The following is a 17,492-nucleotide window of genomic DNA, read 5'->3' as shown; positions in this document are numbered from 1 at the left end:
GTCGGTGAACAGGATGAACAGGTTGACGTCGTGACACTAAGGGCTTCCACAGTGCGGAAGCTACCTTCCGTAAAACGAGAGACTAGGCACGCTTCGGACACCGGCGCAAGACTGTTGACACGCTCGGAGGGCACTCGTACCGTCCCTCTTTGCGGAAACGGGATTCCGCGATACAGAAAAGAGAGCCTTGTGCCCGACCTGGCAGGCTTCAACTCCGCGCCCGACGCCGTGCTCCGCCCCCTGCTCGCCGAGTGCCTCGCCGTGCCCCGCTGGGTCGACGCGCTGCTGGCCGGCCGCCCCTACGCCGACGTGGACGCGCTGCTCGCCGCCTCGGACCGGCACGCGGACCTGACCGACGACGAGGTGCGCGCGGCCATCGCGGGCCACCCGCGCATCGGCGAGCGGGCCGGGGGCGGCGGCGTGTCGGCGCGGTGGTCGGCCGACGAGCAGTCCGGCGTCACGGCGTCGCTCGCCGACCGGCTGCGCGCGGCCAACACCGCCTACGAGGACCGGTTCGGGCACATCTACCTGGTGTGCGCCACGGGGTTGAGCGGCGAGCAGGTGCTGGCCGACCTCGCCTCCCGGATGGACAACCCGCCGGCGCGGGAGCTGCGCGTGGTGAACCGGGAGCTGGCGAAGATCGCGGCGCTGCGGCTGAGGAAGGTGCTGGCATGACGGACGCGAAGCCGACGACGCTGTCCACCCACGTGCTCGACGCCGAGGCGGGCCGACCGCGCGTCGGCGTGCCGGTCCGGCTGGAGCGCGACGGGGAGGTGCTGGCCGAGGGCGTCACCGACGACGACGGCCGGCTGCGGTTCGCGCGCGAGCTGTCGCCCGGCGCGCACCGGCTGGTGTTCGAGGTCGACACGCCGTTCTACCCGGAGATCACCGTCGCGTTCCGGGCCACCGGCGACCCGGCGCACCTGCACGTGCCGATCCTGTTGAGCCCGTTCGCCTTCACGACCTACCGAGGGAGCTGACCGATGGCCATCGTCCTGGGCCCCAACCAGTACGGGAAGGCGGAGAACCGCCTCGTCACCGTGACCCGCGACGGCGCCGTGCACGCGATCAGGGACCTCACGGTCAGCACCTCCCTGCGCGGCGACCTGGCCGACACCCACCTCACCGGCGACAACTCCAAGGTGCTGGCGACCGACACGCAGAAGAACACCGTGTACGCGTTCGCCAAGCAGGCCCCGGTCGGCGAGATCGAGGACTTCGCGCTGCGCCTGGGCCGCCACTTCGTGGCGTCGCAGGAGGCGATCACCGGTGCGCGCGTGCTCATCGACGAGCACGCCTGGCAGCGCATCGAGGGCAACGACCACTCGTTCGTCCAGGGCAGCGGCGAGAAGCGCACGACCGCCGTGACCGTCGAGGGCGAGCGCGCGTGGGTGGTGTCGGGCGTGCGGGACGTGGTGGTGCTCAAGACGACAGGGTCGGAGTTCCACGGGTTCCCGCGCGACGAGTACACGACGTTGAAGGAGACCGACGACCGGATCCTGGCCACCTCGGTCACGGCCCGGTGGCGCTACCAGGGCGACGGGATCGACTGGGCGGACAGCTTCACGCGGATCCGGCGGCTGCTGCTGACGACGTTCGCGACCAAGCACAGCCTGTCGTTGCAGCAGACCCTGTACGCGATGGGCGAGGCGGTGCTGCGCGAGCGGCCCGAGGTGGCGGAGGTGCGGCTGTCGATGCCGAACAAGCACCACTTCGCCGTCGACCTGTCGCCGTTCGGGCTGGAGAACGACAACGAGGTGTTCTACGCGGCCGACCGGCCGTACGGGCTGATCGAGGGCTGCGTGCTGCGTGACGACGCGGAGGACGCCGGGTCCGCCTGGTACGCGCTGCCGACGTTCTGAGCGTCGACCGTGCTCCCCGGCGCGGGGAGCGCGGTCACTTCTTGTGCAGCGCCATGCGTTGCAGCCGCCAGGTGTGGAACAGGTCGGCCTCCTCGTACCAGTCCACGACCGTCGGCCGGCGGGCGGTGAACATGAACTCCAGCAGGATCTCCCGGTAGGTCGTCAACGGCACGCCCACGCCCGGCGGGAAGTCGGTGTAGGTCTCGTCCACGTAAGGCGCGTCCGGCTCGCCCTTCGGCCAGCCGGTGAACTCGTCGTCCACGTAGTTGAGGTAGCCCCACCGGCCGCGCACGGCGAGCACCAGGTTGTGGTCGCTCTCCCCCTCCGCGTCCGGCGCGCGGCCGAAGTGCTCCAGCATCCCGTCATTGCACTCGGGCCGCGCCAGGGCGGCGATGAGCACGTCCACGTCCGCCGCGCACGCCACCACCTGGTAGCGGAACTCGGCCCGCTCCAGGTCCGGCAGCCCGGTCCACAACCCGGCTCGCATGGTCATGCACACACACTGACCGGTGCCGCGGGATTCGGCTTTTCACCGCTTCCAGGATCACCCCATCCAGCGATGCCACGATCACTCTCTTCTGGCTAGAGCCTGCAATTCCGTCACTGACAGTCCGGTCGCACGGCGGATTTCGTCCCCGTCCAGGGCACCGCAGTCCAAGGCGCGCAGGAACGACGTGGACAGCGCCTGGGCGGTCGCGGGCTCGTCCAGCACCGAACCGCCCGCCCGGGACACGTACGCCTTGAGCCTGCGCGCGTCGGCCTCCGCACCTTCGAGGTAGAACGCGTGCACCGCCGCGTACCTGGTCACCAACTGCGCCGGGTGCAGGTCCCAGCCCTGGTAGAAGCCGTGCGCCAACGACCGCCGCACCAGCCGGTAGTGCGTGCGCCAACCCTCGTGCACGGCGTCGCCGACCGGCAGCACGTTGGTGGAACCGTCGGACAGCGCGACGCCCGTGCCCGCCGCGCAGACCTGCATGACGTTGCGGGCGAAGTCGCACGCGCCGTGCGCGAGGTGCTGGTGCGCCGCGCCCAGCCCGCAGCCCGCCGTGTAGTCGTACGTGCCGAAGTGCAGGCCCGTGACGCGGCCGCGGCCCGCCTCGATGAACCTCGGCAGCGCCAGCCTGCCTTCGGGGTCCACGATCGACCGCGTCGTCTCCACCTGGATCTCGAACCGCAGCGGGAAGCCGAACAGGTCGAGGACGTCGCCGAGCACCTCCACCTGCGCGACCGAGGTGACCTTCGGGAACGTGATCACGAAACCCTCGGGTGCCTCGCCCAGCGCGGTGAGGAAGACGTCCAGGGTGCGGATGCCGCGCTCGCGCGACGCCCTGGTGTCGAACGACTTCATCCGCAGCCCGAACCGCAGGGGCGCGACGCCGGCGCGCAGCCAGTCCCGCACCACGTGCGCGGTGCGTTCGGCGTCACCGTCCTCCTCGGCGTCGGTGCGGACGCCGTAGCCGTCCTCGAAGTCGATCCGCAGGTCCTCCACGGGTTCGGCGGCCAGCTTCGCCCGCACCCGCCCGTCCACGACCTCCGCCGGCTCCGGTGCCAGGTCGAGCACGTCGGCCAGGCCGCCCGGGGCGTGCTCGGCCAACGCCGCAAGCGCTTGCGCACCCCAGTCGGCGAGCGTCGACGGGCGCACCCGGTCGGCGGGCACGTAGCACGTGTGCACGGGCTGCCGACCCGCCGACGCGCGCAGCTCCACATCGGACAACCGCGCGGTGACCGCCCGCACCGCCTCGGGCGACAACGACGTGCGCGGCACGTCAGCCGATCCGCTCGTAGGCCGGCAGGGTCAGGAAGTCGACGAACTCGTCGGCCAGCGCCACCTGCTCGAACAGCTCCACCGCCAGGTCGAGGTGCTCGCCGTCCAGCTTCTCCTTCACCTGCGCCAGCACGGTCCGCACCAGCTCCGCGGTGACCGGTGTGCCGTCGTCCAGCACGACGTCGTTGTGCACCCACTGCCACAGCTGCGAGCGGGAGATCTCGGCGGTCGCCGCGTCCTCCATCAGGTTGTGGATGGCCGCCGCGCCGTTGCCGCCCAGCCACGACAGCAGGTACCGCACGCCGACGTCCACCGCCGACTCCACGCCCGCGCGGGTCGCGCCGCCGCCCGCCGAGGTGAAGTCCAGCAACTGCTCGGCGGTGACCGACACCTCCGGCCGCAGCACGTCGAGCTGGTTGGGCTTGTCGCCCAGCTTCGCGTCGAAGATCTCCCGGCACACCGGCACCAGGTCGGGGTGCGCCACCCAGGAACCGTCGAACCCGTCGCCCGCCTCACGGGTCTTGTCCGCGCGCACCTTCTCCAACGCCTGCGCGGTGACCTCCGGGTCGCGCCGGTTCGGGATGAACGCGGCCATGCCGCCCATCGCGAACGCACCCCGCTTGTGGCACGTGCGCACGAGCAGCTCGGTGTAGGCGCGCATGAACGGCACGGTCATGGTGATGCTGTTGCGGTCGGGCAGCACGAAGTCCGACCCGGCGTCGCGGAAGTACTTGATGATGCTGAACAGGTAGTCCCAGCGGCCCGCGTTCAGGCCCGACGCGTGGTCGCGCAGCTCGTACAGGATCTCGTCCATCTCGAACGCGGCCGGGATCGTCTCGATCAGCACGGTGGCGCGGACCGTGCCGTGCGGGACGCCGAGGCGTTGCTGGGCGGCGGTGAAGACGTCGTTCCAGAGCCGGGCTTCGAGGTGGCTCTCCATCTTCGGCAGGTAGTAGTAGGGCCTGCCCAGCCCTGTCGCCCGGTTTTCGGCACCGCCGAGGGCGTTGTGGAAGAAGTGCAGGCCGAAGTCGACCAGCGCGCCCACGGCCGGCCGGCCGTCGATCTCGACGTGCCGCTCGGGCAGGTGCCAGCCGCGCGGGCGGACCACGATCGTCGGGCGGGCCACGTCGTCGCGCAGGGCGTAGCGCTTGCCCTCCGGGGAGGTGTGCTCGATCGTGCCGCGGGCGGCGTCGTAAAGGTTGACCTGGCCGGAGACGACGTTGTGCCAGTGCGGGGTGTTGGCGTCCTCCAGGTCGGCCAGCCACACCTTCGCGCCGGAGTTCAGCGCGTTGATCGTCATCTTCCGCTCGGTGGGCCCGGTGATCTCGACCCGCCGGTCGCGCAGCGGCTCGGGCGCTTCGGCGACCGTCCAGTCGCCGTCGCGGACCGACCGCGTCTCCGGCAGGAAGCCCAGCGGGCGGCGTCGGGCCCGGCGGGCGATCAGCTCGTCGCGGGTGGCGGCGAAGTCGCGGTGCAGCCCGGCCACGAACTCCAGCGCGTCCGGCGTGAGGATCTCGTCACCGCGTTCCACTTCGCCCCCGAGGACGCGAACACCGGACATGGAAGCCCACCTCGATCCGAGTCGGTTTCTACTTCGCGGACTATAGTTTTCGCCACGCGGAACGGCAACGAAGGAGTGATGTCGGTGGCACGGGAGTCCACGGGCGGCGTCCAGTCGCTCCAACGCGCCTTCGACCTGCTGGAACGCCTGGCCGACGCGGGCGGCGAGGCGAGCCTGTCCGAGCTCGCCGCCGCCTCCGGGCTGCCGTTGCCGACGATCCACCGGCTGATCCGCACCCTTGTCACGCTGGGGTACGTGCGGCAGAACAGCAACCGGCGGTACACGCTCGGGCCCCGGCTGATCCGGCTCGGCGAGAGCGCGTCGCGGCAGTTCGGCACGTGGGCGCGGCCGTTCCTGGCGCAGTTGGTCGACCAGGTGGAGGAGACGGCGAACCTGGCCGTGCTGGACGGCGACGAGGTGGTGTACGTGGCGCAGGTGCCGTCACGGCACTCGATGCGGATGTTCACCGAGGTCGGCCGCCGCCTGCTGCCGCACGGCACGGGCGTGGGCAAGGCGATGCTGTCGCAGCTGCCGCGGGACGAGGTGCGCGCCCTGCTGGCCCGCACGGGCCTGCCCGCCTACACGCCGAACACCATCACCGACGCCGACGAGCTGCTGGCGTCGTTGGACCAGATCGCGGCCCAGGGTTACGCCCTCGACGAGAGCGAGCAGGAGCTGGGCGTGCGCTGCGTCGCCGTGCCCGTGCACGGCGCGCCGACCCTGGCCGCCATCTCCGTCTCGGGCCCGGACAGCCGCCTGACCAAGGACTCGCTGTCCCGCATCATCCCCGAACTCCTGACCATCGCCACCCGCCTCTCCACCACCCCCACCTAACCGCGAGAGTCCTACGTTCACGCCGCGAGAGTCCTACGTCCGGCACCCCCGAGTTCGACACTCGGCATACCGGTCGGTCGGCCTGAGCGTTGAATTCGGGGGTCGCGAACGTAGGACTCTCGCGGGCCGAACGTAGGACTCTCGGGTTAGTGGAGGAGGGCGTCGACGAAGGCGGTTGGTTCGAAGGGGGCCAGGTGGTCCGCGCCCTCGCCCAGGCCCACGAGCTTGACCGGGACGCCCAGCTCGCGCTGGACCTGGAAGACGATGCCGCCCTTGGCGGTGCCGTCCAGCTTGGTCAGCACGATGCCGGTCACGTCGACCACCTCGGCGAACACCCGCGCCTGGGTCAGGCCGTTCTGGCCGGTGGTGGCGTCGAGCACGAGGAGCACCTCGTCCACCTCAGCCTGCTTCTCCACCACGCGCTTGACCTTGCCCAGCTCGTCCATCAGGCCGGTCTTGGTGTGCAGCCGGCCCGCCGTGTCGATCAGCACGGTGTCCACACCGGCCGCCACGCCCTGCTTGACCGCCTCGAACGCCACCGAAGCCGGGTCCGCGCCCTCGGCGCCACGCACGGTCGACGCACCGACGCGCGAACCCCACGTCTCCAACTGGTCGGCCGCCGCCGCGCGGAACGTGTCCGCCGCACCCAGCAGCACGGTGCGCCCGTCGGCCACCAGCACCCGCGCCAGCTTGCCCGTCGTCGTGGTCTTGCCGACGCCGTTCACGCCGACCACCAGCACCACGGCCGGCTTCACGCCACCGGAGCCGTTCGAGTGCGGCAACGCGTTCACCGCGCGTGCCATCTCCGGGTGCAGCGCGTCGACCAGCACGTCGCGCAGCAACGCCCGCGCCTCCTCGGACGTGCGCACACCACGCGCCACGATCTGCTCCCGCAGCGCCGTCACGACCTGGTCGGTGATCGCCGCACCCAGGTCCGCCATCAGCAGCGTGTCCTCGATGTCGGTCCACGAGTCCTCGTCGAGGTCGCCCGCGCCGAGCAACCCCAGCAGGCTCTGCCCGAACGTCGACCGCGACCGCGACAGCCGGCCGCGCAGCCGCTCCAACCGACCGGCGGTCGGCTCGATCTCCTCGATCTCGGACGCTTGTTCGGGCAGGTCGACCTCGACGAACCCGCGCTTGACCGAGTCACGTGGCACCGCCGCGTCGTCACCGACGCCCGGCTGCCCGTCGACCTCGGTGCGGTCGGCGACCGGGTGCTGGACGGGCTCGACGGGCGCGGCGGTCGGGGTCGGCGCGGGTGACGCGCCACCGCGTTCCACCGGCTCGGCCGGTCTGGTCGGCTCGGCCACCGGCGGCGCGGGCGCGTTGAACGTGATCGCGCCACCGGCCTGGTACCCCTTGGCGGGCTTGTCCTGCTCGGGCTCGGTGAGGCTGATCCGCCGGCGTCGCGCCAGCACGACGCCCGTCACGAGGGCGACCGCGAGCAGTGCCGCGACGACGACGATGATCCAGATCAGGGACGTGGTGGACACGGCGCAATCCTCGCACGCCACCGTATGTTGACGATCTACGAACCAGGTCGATTTCCGGCAACTTTCCAACGAACACCCTTGCGCTAGCGTGCAGTGTGGAATAGACCACAGGGCGTGAGGGTGATCGGGCTCATCTCAGGCACCTCGATGGACGCCATCGACGTGGCCGTGGCCGACCTGTCCCTGAACGGCCGCACCGTCGTGCTCACCCCCGTGGAGCACGCCGAGTACCCGTTCCCCGAGGACCTGCGCAGGCCACCGACCAGCGCCGCGGAGCTCTGCGCGCTCGACACGCGGCTCGGCCAGGCCTTCGCCGAGGTCGCCGCCCGCCACCGGGGCGAGCTGGTGTCGTCGCTGGGCCAGACCGTGCACCACTGGGTCGAGGACGGCCGCTGCCTCGGCACGCTCCAGCTCGGCCAACCCGCGTGGATAGCCGAAGCCACCGGCCTGCCGGTCGTCGCCGACCTGCGGGTGCGCGACGTCGCCGCGGGCGGTCACGGCGCACCGCTGGCGAGCACCCTGGACGCCCTCTGGCTGGCCGACTTCGACGGCCCCGCCACCGCGCTGAACATCGGCGGCATCGCCAACGTGACCAAGGTTTCGCCCGGAGGTGTCACCGCCTACGACACCGGACCGGGCAACGCGCTCATGGACGCGGCCATGACTGCCCTGTCCGGCGGCCTGCGCGACCAGGACACCGACGGCGAGTTCGCCCGGCGCGGCCGGATCCACGCCGAGCTGCTCGACCGCCTGCTCGCCGACCCCTACTACGCGCTACCCGCGCCCAAGTCGACCGGCAAGGAGCACTTCAACCGCGCCTACCTCGACCGCGTCACGGACGGCCTCACCATGCCCGCCGAGGACCTGCTGGCCACGTTGACCGAGCTGACCGCGCGCACGATCGCCGCCGAGTGCGAGGGCACCGTCATCGGCTCCGGCGGCGGAATGCGCAACCCCGTCCTGGTCGAGTCGTTGCGCCGGCACGTGGACCTGCGCACGAGCGACGAACTGGGGCTGCCCGCCGCGGGCAAGGAGGCCTACCTCGCCGCCCTGCTCGGCTTCCTGACCTGGCACGGCCTGCCCGCGAACGTGCCGTCCGCCACCGGCGCCGCCGGTCCGCGCCCGCTGGGGTCGATCACCCCCGGCCGCTACCCGCTGCGCCTGCCCGAGCCCGTGATCACCGCCGTGACGGGATTGACGATCGGCCGCCGTGAGAGGCAGTCGGATGGGAGAGGCCATGCGCGCACTTGATGTCGGCATCATCGTGCTGTTCCTGGTGGGCATGCCGCTGCTGGGCGTGTGGATCGCCGGGCGCCAGCGCTCCGCCACCGACTACTTCGTCAGCGAGCGCCGCATCTCGTGGTGGGTCGTGTGCGTGTCGGTGGTGTCGGCCGAGACGTCCACGCTCACCGTGCTGAGCGTGCCGACGGTCGCCTACCTGGGCACGATGACGTTCCTGTCGCTGGCCATCGGCTACCTGATCGGCCGGATCGTGGTGTCGTTCGTGCTGCTGCCGAAGTACATCGCGGGCGAGCTGATCACCGCCTACGGGTTCCTCGGCAAGCGGTTCGGGCGCAACATCCAGAGCACGGCGTCGGTGACGTTCCTCGTCACCCGGCTGCTCGCGGACGGCCTGCGCCTGTTCGCCACCGCCATCCCGATCAAGGTGGTGCTCGTCGCGTACGGCGTGGACGTGTCGTACTGGGTGATCGTGGCGGCACTGGGCATCGCGATGGTCGTCTACAGCTTCCTCGGCGGCGTGCGGGCCGTGGTGTGGGTCGACGCGATCCAGATGCTCTGGTACGTCGTCGGCGCGTTCGCGGTGATCCTGGTGCTGAACGGGAAGCTGCCCGACGGGTGGTTCGCCCGTGCCGCCGACGCGGGCAAGTTCCAGGTTCTCGACTTCGACGCCAGCCCGCTCACCTCGCCGTACGCGATCGTCGTGGCGTTCGTCGGCGGTGCGGTGCTGTCCATGGCCTCGCACGGCGCCGACCAGCTGATCGTGCAGCGGCTGATGGCGACCAAGGACGTGCGCTCGGCGCAGAAGGCGCTGATCGCCAGCGGTGTGGTGGTGTTCCTCCAGTTCGCGCTGTTCCTGTTCATCGGCGTCATGCTGTGGGCGTTCTACAAGGCGGCCAACCCGGTCAAGGACCTCGGGCTCAACAACAACGACGAGCTGTTCGCCAACTTCATCGTCAACGACATGCCGTCCGGGCTGTCCGGGTTCGTGATCGCGGGCATCCTGGCGGCGGCGCTGTCGTCGTCGTTGGGCGCGCTGGCGTCCTCGACCGTGACCGACATCGTGCAGCGCGTCGTGCGGCGGCCGATGAGCGAGGCCGAGGTGTTCCGCCAGGGTCGGATCTGGACGGTGGTGTGGGCGGGCCTGCTGATCGTGTGCGCCGGGCTGTTCGCCACGCTCACGCGGCGCGGCAACCCGATCGTGGAGCAGGGCCTGTCGATCGCCGGCTTCACCTACGGCGCGCTGCTCGGCGCGTTCCTGCTCGGCCTGGTGTTCCGCAAGGCCAAGGAGCTCGACGCGGTGGTGGCGTTCGCGGTGACGGTGGTGGTGATGGCGTTCGTGATCCTGGGCGTGAAGTTCGTCGGGCCGGACGCGACCCTGGCGATCGACTTCTCGCCGGCCGCCCCGGCCCAGAAGGTCGTGTCCCTGGCCTACCCCTGGTACACGGTGCTGGGCGTGCTCGTCACGTTGGTCGTGGGCGGGCTGATGTCGTTGCGGCACAAGGGCTACCAGCCGCCGGACGTGGCGGACGACGCGGTGTCGGCCAAGGTGGCGTAACGCGGTCAAGCGGCGTTGGCGCGGTAGGCGACGAGTTCGAGGTGCAGGCGGAAGCCGAGCCGGTCGAAGAGCCGCTGGGAGGAGCGGTTGCCGGCCAGTATCGCGGCGGTGGCCTGGGGTCGTGCCCCGGATTTCTCCGCGAGCTTCCAGACCAGCTCGGTGACCAGCGCCGCGCCGACGCCCTGCCCGCGCACGTCCGGCTCCACGGCCACGAAGTCCAGGTAGAACTCGCCCGGCTCGGCCTTGCCCGAGGCGTAGCCGAGGACCCGGTCGCCGTCCATGGCGACGACCACGGTGTGGCCGCGGCTGCCGTCCACGAGCTTGCGGCCGGACAGGTGGGTCTTGGGGAAGCACCGCTCGTGCAGGATGGCCACGGCCTCGTGCACGGCCGGGTCGGTCGGCAGCACCCGCATCTCGCGGGCCGGCCCGGTCCGCGGGCAGCTCGCCTCGCGCAGCAGCAGGCCGCGCAGGCCGTCGCCGTCGAGGACGTGGATGCCGCACGGGCGCGCGGGGGCGAAGCGGTGCCGTTCGGCGAACGCGGCCAGCCGCCGGTGCCCGGTGTGGCCCAGCAGCTCGCGGTCGGCGACCCCGTCGAGCAGCGGCTCGGCGGCGGCGTAGAGGGCGTCGGCGGTCTGGTCCCAGATCCGGCTGCCCGCCGGGTGGTTGACCGGCACGTCGACGAACGGCCCGTGCAGGTAGGCACGGCCGGAGTCGGGGTCGACCTCGACGCTGAGCGCGCCGACGACCCACCCGGAGTCGTCGGTGGCGACCAGCGTGCACGAGGCCCAGTCGGGCTCGAACTCGGCCAGCTCCGCGGAGATGTCGCCGAGCGTCTCGCCGAGGTAGCCGATGTGGTGCGCGTCGTCGGCCTGCAACCGCAGCACCAACGCGAGCACGGCGTCCAGGTCGTCCTGGGCGGCGGGACGGATGTCGTACATGTCTGGAATGGTCGCCCGCGGGGTCGGGCGAACGCGAGGGAGTTTTCGTCCGTGCCCGCTTCGACCGGCCGGCCAGGCGCTGACCTGCGGCGCAGCCGGCCGGAGGGCCGTGTCGCGCCGCCACGGGCCGCCGATGCGCACCGGATGGCGCTCGCACCGCGCCCCCGTCGGCTCCTAGCGTCGAGGTCATGACGGACGACGTCCTCGACATCCCCTTCGCCGACGCCTTCGCGTTCGACCCCTCCCCCACGTGGGGGAGGCTGCGGGACGAGCGGCCGGCGGCCCGCGTCCGCACGCTCACCGGCGCGGAGGTGTGGCTGCTCACCCGCTACGACGACGTGAAGCTGGTGCTGGCCGACCCGCGGTTCTCCCGGGCCGGCGTGGTGGCGGCGGGCGCGCCCCGCGTCGGGGTGTCCCGCCCGCTGCCCGGCACCCTGCCGACCACCGACCCGCCCGAGCACACCCGGCTGCGCAAGCTGGTGTCCGGCGCGTTCTCGCACCGGCGGATCTCCGCGACGCAGCCGTGGGTGCGGCGGCTGTGCGAACGGCTGGCCGACGACGTCGTGGACGGCGCGGACCTGCGGCAGGTGTACGCGCTGCCGTTGCCGATCCAGGTCATCTGCACGTTGCTCGGCGTGCCCTATGCCGACCGGGAGCGGTTCCGCGAGTGGGTGGAGCTCGCCTACAGCCTGGAGCTGTCCGAGCGGCCGCGGGTCGAGGCGGCGATGGCGAGCCTGCTGGAGTACATGGGCGGGCTGATCGCGGCGAAGCGGCGCGAGGCGCGGTCGGACGACCTGCTCGACGAGCTGTGCGCGACGCCGTTGACGCACGACGAGCTGGTCGCGTTCGCGTTGAACCTGCTGGTCGCGGGGCACGAGACGTCGGCCAACCAGATCACCGGCTTCGTCGCCACGCTGCTGCGCGAGCGGTCGTTGTGGGAACGGCTGGTGAGCGATCCGTCACTGGTGCCGAGCGCGGTCGAGGAGCTGATGCGGTTCACCCGGCTGAGCGAGGTGGGGCAGCTGAGGGTGGCACTGGAGGACGTGGAGATCGCGGGCGTGGTCGTCCGGGCGGGCGAGGGTGTGATGGCCGCCATAGGTTCGGCCAACCGCGACCCGCGCGCGTTCGCCGAACCGGACGTGGTGGACCTCACTCGCACGCCCAACCCGCACCTGGCGCTCGGCATCGGGCCCCACTTCTGCCTCGGGGCGCAGCTCGCGCGCATCGAGCTGCGGGAGGCGCTGTCCGTGCTGCTGAGGAGGTTTCCCCGGCTGCGGGCGGCCCGTCCGGTCGACGAACTGGCCTGGCGGAGGGTGCTGGTCAGCGGTCTGGCCGAGTTGCCGGTCAGCCTCGGATGACCGACATCTCTTGCCGCGCGTTTCGCGTTGGGGAACCCTGGGAGGGTGAGCGAGGAAACGATCCAACTCGAACTCAACGACAGCGGGGTGGCGGTAGACCTGCCGATGCCTGCCAACCAGCGGGACCAGGTGCAGGAGGTCCCCTATCGGCCGGTCGAGTTCCGTGACGACGACCTGCCCAACGCGTTGGAGCGCGCAGCCTCCTGGCTGCGGCAGACGCAGGAGTGGCTCGGTGAAGCGGTCGACGTGATCGCGGTCCACTTGGACTACGACGACACCAAGGGTTCGCCGTATTACGCCCTGAAGCTGCTGTGCAATGAGGAGGACCTGGCAGGCGTTCCCCGCGTGGTGCGCGAACACGATCGCACTACTGACGAGTAACGTACGCTGGGTTCATGCCAGATCGCGTGTACCCGCCGGTGATCGCCGCGGCCAAACTGATGTTCCGCCTGCTCGACCTGCGGATCACCGTGGAGGGCGCGGAGCACGTGCCGACCACCGGCGGGGCCGTGCTGGCCTCGAACCACGTCTCCTACCTCGATTTCATCTTCGCCGGGTACGGCGCGCACCCCGCGCGCCGCCTGGTCCGGTTCATGGCCAAGCACGAGGTGTTCGCCCACCGCGTGTCGGGCCCGCTCATGCGCGGGATGCACCACATCCCGGTGGACCGGGCCGCCGGGCAGGCGTCCTACCAGCACGCCCTGGACGCGCTGCGGTCCGGTGAAGTCGTCGGGATCTTCCCCGAGGCCACGATCAGCCGGTCGTTCACGGTCAAGGACGTCAAGAGCGGCGCGGTGCGGCTCGCGGCGGAGGCCGGTGTGCCGTTGCTGCCGACGGCGGTGTGGGGCACGCAACGGCTGTGGACCAAGGGGCGGCCGAAGTCGCTGACCCAGCGGCACGTGCCGATCACGATCATCGTGGGCGAGCCGATGGAGCCGACCACGGACGCCGCGCTGCGCGAGCGGATGCAGGAGCTGCTCGACGACGCCCAGACCCGCTACCCCGAGTCCGGGCAGGGCCAGTGGTGGCAACCGGCGCACCTGGGCGGCACCGCGCCCACGCCGGAGGAGGCCAAGCGCCTCGACGACCGCTGAGTCCTAGGCGGACGGGTCCGGTTCGACCTCGGGCTCCGACGAGCCGTCGGGCACGACCGGTGCCGCTTCGGACCCCGTCCCGGCTTCGGACCCAGCCGGAGCAGCGGCGGACTCACGCTCGGCCGCGGACGCGACCGGGGCGGCGGCTTCCGAGTCCGGCGGGGACTCCCGAGCAGCCTTGGCGCGCTTCGGCTTGTCCTCGCCGCGCAGGCGCTGCGAGATCACCTGGCTGATGCCGTCACCCCGCATCGACACGCCGTACAGCGCGTCCGCGATCTCCATCGTCGGCTTCTGGTGCGTGATGATCAGCAGCTGCGAGTGCTCCCGCAACTGCTCGAACAGGCCGATCAGCCGGTGCAGGTTGGTGTCGTCCAACGCCGCCTCGACCTCGTCCATCACGTAGAACGGCGAGGGGCGGGCGCGGAAGATCGCGACCAGCATCGCCACCGCCGCCAGCGACTTCTCGCCACCGGACAGCAGCGACAGCCGCTTGACCTTCTTGCCCGGCGGCCGGGCCTCCAGCTCGATGCCGGTGGTCAGCATGTCGTCCGGCTCGGTCAGCACCAGCCGTCCCTCGCCGCCGGGGAACAGCACCTTGAACACGACCTCGAACTCGCGCGCCACGTCCTCGTAGGCCGACGTGAAGACCTCCAGGATCTTGTCGTCGACCTCCTTGACCACGGTCAGCAGGTCGCGCCGGGTCGCCTTGATGTCCTCCAGCTGGTTGGACAGGAACTTGTACCGCTCCTCCAGCGCCGCGAACTCCTCCAGAGCCAGCGGGTTGACCTTGCCCAGCAGCGACAGGTCCCGCTCGGCCCGCTTCGCCCGCCGCGCCTGCGTGTCGCGGTCGTACGGCATGGGCTGCGGCGCGGTCACCATCTCGCCGCGCTCCTTCGCCGCCTCGTACTCGGCGACCTCCTGCGGCGACGGCGGGATGAACACGTCCGGGCCGTACTCGGCGACCAGGTCCTCCAGGCCGATGCCGAACTCCTCGGCGACCTTGGTCTCCAACTGCTCGATGCGCATCCGCTGCTCGGCCCGCAGCACCTCGTCGCGGTGCACGGCGTCGGTCAGCTTCTCCAGCTCGACCGACATCTCGCGGACGAGGTTGCGCACCTGGGCCAGGTAGGTCTCGCGCTGCGCCTTGCGCTCCTGCGCCGCGTCGCGCTCCCGGGCCGCCCGCGCCAGCGACGTGGCGATCTTCTCCAGCGCGACCTCGCCGCCGCGCACCACGGCCTTCGCCACGACCGCGCCGCGCGCACGGGCCGCGTGCGCGCGTTGAGCGCGTTCCCGTGCCTCGCGCTCGGCCCGCGCCGCCCGCCGCAGCCCTTCGGCCTTGCCCTGCAACGCGCGGGCCCGCTCCTCGGCGGTCCGCAGCGCCAGCCGGGCGTCCACCTCGCCCTGCCGGGCGGCGGCCAGCTCGGCGGCCATCTCGTCGCGGTGCGCGGTGTCCGGCTCGTCGTCCAGCGGCTGCTCCTGCGCCACCAGCAGCCGTTCTTCCAGCTCGCCGAGCTTGAGCAGGTTCTCCTCGCGGGCCGCCTCGACCTTCTCCCGCTGCGCCCGCACGCGCTCCACCTCGGCCTCGGCCGAGCGCACGGCCGCGGCCAGCCGGTTCAGCCGCTCCGAGGACCGGGCGCGCCGCACCTTGGCCTCGTTGAGCTGCTCCTTCACCGCCGCGACCTCGGCCCGACGCGCCTGCTGCTCGGCCCGCGCGCCCTCCAGGGCGGCCGTGGACTGCTCCAGCGCGCGTTCGGCCAGCGCCAGCTTCTCCGACGCCTCGTCCACCGCGGCCTGCACCTCGATGACGCTCTGGCTGCGCCCCGACCCGCCGACCGCCCAGTCCGCGCCCAGCACGTCGCCGTCCCGCGTCACCGCCCGCACCGACGGGTGCTCGTCCACCAACGCCCGCGCGGTGGCCAGCGCGTCCACCACGACGACCTTGTCCAACGCCCGGTGCAACGCGGGCCGCAGCGGCTCGGGGGCCTGCACCAGGTCCACGGCCCACCGCGCGTCCGGCGGCAACGACGGCCACCCGGACCGGTCGACGCTCACCGGCGCGCCGCCCACCAGCACGCCGGCCCGCCCGGTGTCCTGCTCCTTCAACAGCTCCAACGCGGCCACCGCGTCCGCGCCCGACGCCACCGCGACGGCGTCCGCGATCGGGCCCAGCGCCGCCGCCAGCGCGACCTCCGCACCCGGCTCCACGGTCAGCAGCGCCGCCACCGACCCCAGCAGCCCCGGCAGCCGGGACGCCAGCAACGCGCCCGCGCCGTCCTTGCGGGTCAGGCCCAACGACAGCGCGTCCACCCGCGCCTTCCACGACGCGATGTCGCGTTCGGCCGTCCGCTCGGCCTTGACCAGCTCCTCGACCCGGCGGCGCGCGGCGTCGTCGGCCTCGACGGCCAGCCGGTGCCGCTCGTCCAGCCCGACGTCGTCCTCGTCCTCGGTCCCGGTCACCTCACGGGCCTCGGCCAGCTCCTGCTGCGCGACCTCCGACCGCTCGACCGCCTCGGCCAGCGCGGTCGACATCCGCTCGATCTCCTCGGCGGTCGCGCTCGTCTTCGACCGCAGCGCCTCCACCTGCCCGGACAGCCGGGCCAGGCCCTCGCGCCGGTCGGCGATCGCCCGCACCGCGGCCAGGTGCGCCTTCTCCGCCGCGGACACCATGCGCTCCAGCTCGGCCCGCGTCTCCACGGCCTCCGCCAGGCCCACCCGGGCCTCGGTCACGCCGTCCTGGAGCTCCTGCTCCAGGATCGCGGTCTGCTCGGCCTCGGCCTCCAGCTCGTCCGGGTCGCGCCCACCGCGCGGCGCGTCCACCGCCGCCGACAGGTGCCGCTCCCGTTCCACGGCCAGGCGCACCGTGCCGCGCAGGCGCTCCTCCAGCGCGGAGAGCCGGTACCAGGTGTCCTGGGCCTGCTGGAGCTTCGGCGCGTCCGCCGCGACCTGGTCCTCCAGCTCGTTCTGCTGCAACTGGGCTTGTTGCAGCGACTTCTCCACCTCGGCGCGGCGGGCGCGGGCGGCGGCCTCGTCCTGCTCCTCGCGCGCCAACGCCTCGCGCTGCGTGACCAGGTCGTCGGCCAGCAGGCGCATCCTGGCGTCACGCAGCTCCGACTGCACGACCTGCGCGCGCCGGGCGATCTCGGCCTGCTTGCCCAGCGGCTTGAGCTGGCGGCGCAGCTCGGCGGTGAGGTCGGTGAGGCGGGTCAGGTTCGCCTGCATCGCCTCCAGCTTCCGCAGCGCCTTCTCCTTGCGCTTGCGGTGCTTGAGGACGCCGGCGGCCTCCTCGACGAACGCGCGCCGCTCCTCGGGCTTGGACTCCAGGATCGCGGCGAGCTGGCCCTGGCCGACGATCACGTGCATCTCGCGGCCGATGCCGGAGTCGCTGAGCAGCTCCTGGATGTCCATCAACCGGCACGAGTTGCCGTTGATCTCGTACTCGGTCGCGCCCTCGCGGAACATCCGGCGGGTGATCGACACCTCGACGTAGTCGATCGGCAGCGCGCCGTCGGAGTTGTCGATGGTCAGCGTCACCTCGGCGCGGCCGAGCGGCGCGCGGCCGGACGTGCCGGCGAAGATGACGTCCTCCATCTTGCCGCCGCGCAGGTCCTTCGCGCCCTGCGTGCCCATCACCCAGCGCAGCGCGTCGAGCACGTTCGACTTGCCGGACCCGTTCGGACCGACGACGCACGTGATGCCGGGCTCGAAGCGCAGCGTGGTAGCCGAGGCGAAGGACTTGAAGCCCTTCAGCGTCAGGCTCTTGAGGTGCACGCGGGGCAGAGTACCCGTGCGG

At 71.9% G+C, this 17,492-nt stretch carries 15 protein-coding genes; 9 read left to right on the top strand and 6 right to left on the bottom strand.

The window, feature by feature from the left end:
* The first annotated feature begins 189 nt into the window (after positions 1–189).
* From uraD to pucL, 3 genes are read left to right on the top strand one after another with little or no spacing between them, the layout of a single operon-like run.
* A complete protein-coding gene (gene uraD, locus LZG04_RS33750) occupies positions 190–675 on the top strand; it encodes a 2-oxo-4-hydroxy-4-carboxy-5-ureidoimidazoline decarboxylase (RefSeq protein ID WP_233824811.1) in 486 nt (161 codons plus the stop codon).
* Positions 672–980, top strand: a complete 309-nt coding sequence (locus LZG04_RS33745; RefSeq protein WP_233824809.1) for a hydroxyisourate hydrolase — start codon at positions 672–674, stop codon at positions 978–980. The genes uraD and LZG04_RS33745 overlap by 4 nt, the downstream gene beginning before the upstream one ends.
* Before the next feature lie 3 nt (positions 981–983).
* A complete protein-coding gene (gene pucL / locus LZG04_RS33740) occupies positions 984–1,862 on the top strand; it encodes a factor-independent urate hydroxylase (protein WP_233824807.1) in 879 nt (292 codons plus the stop codon).
* A 34-nt stretch (positions 1,863–1,896) separates the two neighbouring features.
* On the opposite strand, the gene LZG04_RS33735 is transcribed toward pucL, so the two are convergent.
* From LZG04_RS33735 to aceB, 3 genes are all read right to left on the bottom strand, one after another.
* On the bottom strand, positions 1,897–2,355 hold the full coding sequence (locus tag LZG04_RS33735; protein ID WP_233824805.1) for an Imm1 family immunity protein: 459 nt from the start codon (positions 2,353–2,355) through the stop codon (positions 1,897–1,899).
* A 75-nt stretch (positions 2,356–2,430) separates the two neighbouring features.
* On the bottom strand, positions 2,431–3,627 hold the full coding sequence (locus LZG04_RS33730; protein ID WP_233824803.1) for an aldolase: 1,197 nt from the start codon (positions 3,625–3,627) through the stop codon (positions 2,431–2,433).
* A gap of 1 nt (position 3,628) precedes the next feature.
* Positions 3,629–5,188, bottom strand: coding sequence for a malate synthase A (gene aceB / locus LZG04_RS33725; RefSeq protein WP_233824801.1), 1,560 nt, complete (start codon positions 5,186–5,188; stop codon positions 3,629–3,631).
* A 78-nt stretch (positions 5,189–5,266) separates the two neighbouring features.
* Here aceB and LZG04_RS33720 point away from each other — a divergent pair, with 78 nt between their 5' ends.
* Complete coding sequence (locus tag LZG04_RS33720; protein ID WP_233824799.1) at positions 5,267–6,022, top strand: IclR family transcriptional regulator; 756 nt, start codon at positions 5,267–5,269, stop codon at positions 6,020–6,022.
* A gap of 146 nt (positions 6,023–6,168) precedes the next feature.
* Here LZG04_RS33720 and ftsY read toward each other — a convergent pair whose 3' ends face one another.
* A complete protein-coding gene (gene ftsY, locus LZG04_RS33715) occupies positions 6,169–7,515 on the bottom strand; it encodes a signal recognition particle-docking protein FtsY (RefSeq protein WP_233824797.1) in 1,347 nt (448 codons plus the stop codon).
* Positions 7,516–7,629: 114 nt separating this feature from the next.
* On the opposite strand from ftsY, the gene LZG04_RS33710 reads away from it, so the two are divergent.
* Together LZG04_RS33710 and LZG04_RS33705 are read left to right on the top strand one after the other, a co-directional pair.
* Complete coding sequence (locus LZG04_RS33710) at positions 7,630–8,766, top strand: anhydro-N-acetylmuramic acid kinase (protein ID WP_233824795.1); 1,137 nt, start codon at positions 7,630–7,632, stop codon at positions 8,764–8,766.
* Positions 8,753–10,312 carry a sodium:solute symporter gene (locus LZG04_RS33705; RefSeq protein WP_233824793.1) on the top strand — a complete coding sequence of 520 codons (1,560 nt, stop codon included), beginning with the start codon at positions 8,753–8,755 and terminating at the stop codon, positions 10,310–10,312. Before LZG04_RS33710 ends, LZG04_RS33705 begins: the two co-directional genes overlap by 14 nt.
* A 5-nt stretch (positions 10,313–10,317) precedes the next feature.
* Here the strand turns inward: LZG04_RS33705 and LZG04_RS33700 are convergent, their stop codons facing one another.
* Positions 10,318–11,250 carry a GNAT family N-acetyltransferase gene (locus tag LZG04_RS33700; RefSeq protein WP_233824791.1) on the bottom strand — a complete coding sequence of 311 codons (933 nt, stop codon included), beginning with the start codon at positions 11,248–11,250 and terminating at the stop codon, positions 10,318–10,320.
* A gap of 188 nt (positions 11,251–11,438) precedes the next feature.
* On the opposite strand from LZG04_RS33700, the gene LZG04_RS33695 reads away from it, so the two are divergent.
* Genes LZG04_RS33695 through LZG04_RS33685 form a run of 3 tightly spaced genes read left to right on the top strand, consistent with a single transcriptional unit; the run spans position 11,439 to position 13,702 of the window.
* On the top strand, positions 11,439–12,608 hold the full coding sequence (locus LZG04_RS33695) for a cytochrome P450 (RefSeq protein WP_233824789.1): 1,170 nt from the start codon (positions 11,439–11,441) through the stop codon (positions 12,606–12,608).
* A gap of 45 nt (positions 12,609–12,653) precedes the next feature.
* Entirely contained in the window at positions 12,654–12,989 is a 336-nt protein-coding gene (locus LZG04_RS33690) for a hypothetical protein (RefSeq protein ID WP_141981115.1), read from the top strand.
* 14 nt (positions 12,990–13,003) lie between these two features.
* A complete protein-coding gene (locus LZG04_RS33685; protein WP_233824787.1) occupies positions 13,004–13,702 on the top strand; it encodes a 1-acyl-sn-glycerol-3-phosphate acyltransferase in 699 nt (232 codons plus the stop codon).
* A gap of 3 nt (positions 13,703–13,705) precedes the next feature.
* On the opposite strand, the gene smc is transcribed toward LZG04_RS33685, so the two are convergent.
* Positions 13,706–17,470: a chromosome segregation protein SMC gene (gene smc / locus LZG04_RS33680; protein WP_233824784.1), complete on the bottom strand. Its 3,765-nt coding sequence runs from the start codon at positions 17,468–17,470 to the stop codon at positions 13,706–13,708.
* Positions 17,471–17,492 lie beyond the last annotated feature (22 nt).

Origin of the sequence: Saccharothrix sp. S26 (assembly GCF_021390395.1) — a bacterium.
Lineage (GTDB): Bacteria > Actinomycetota > Actinomycetes > Mycobacteriales > Pseudonocardiaceae > Actinosynnema.
This window is presented reverse-complemented; position numbering and strand designations above follow the sequence as displayed.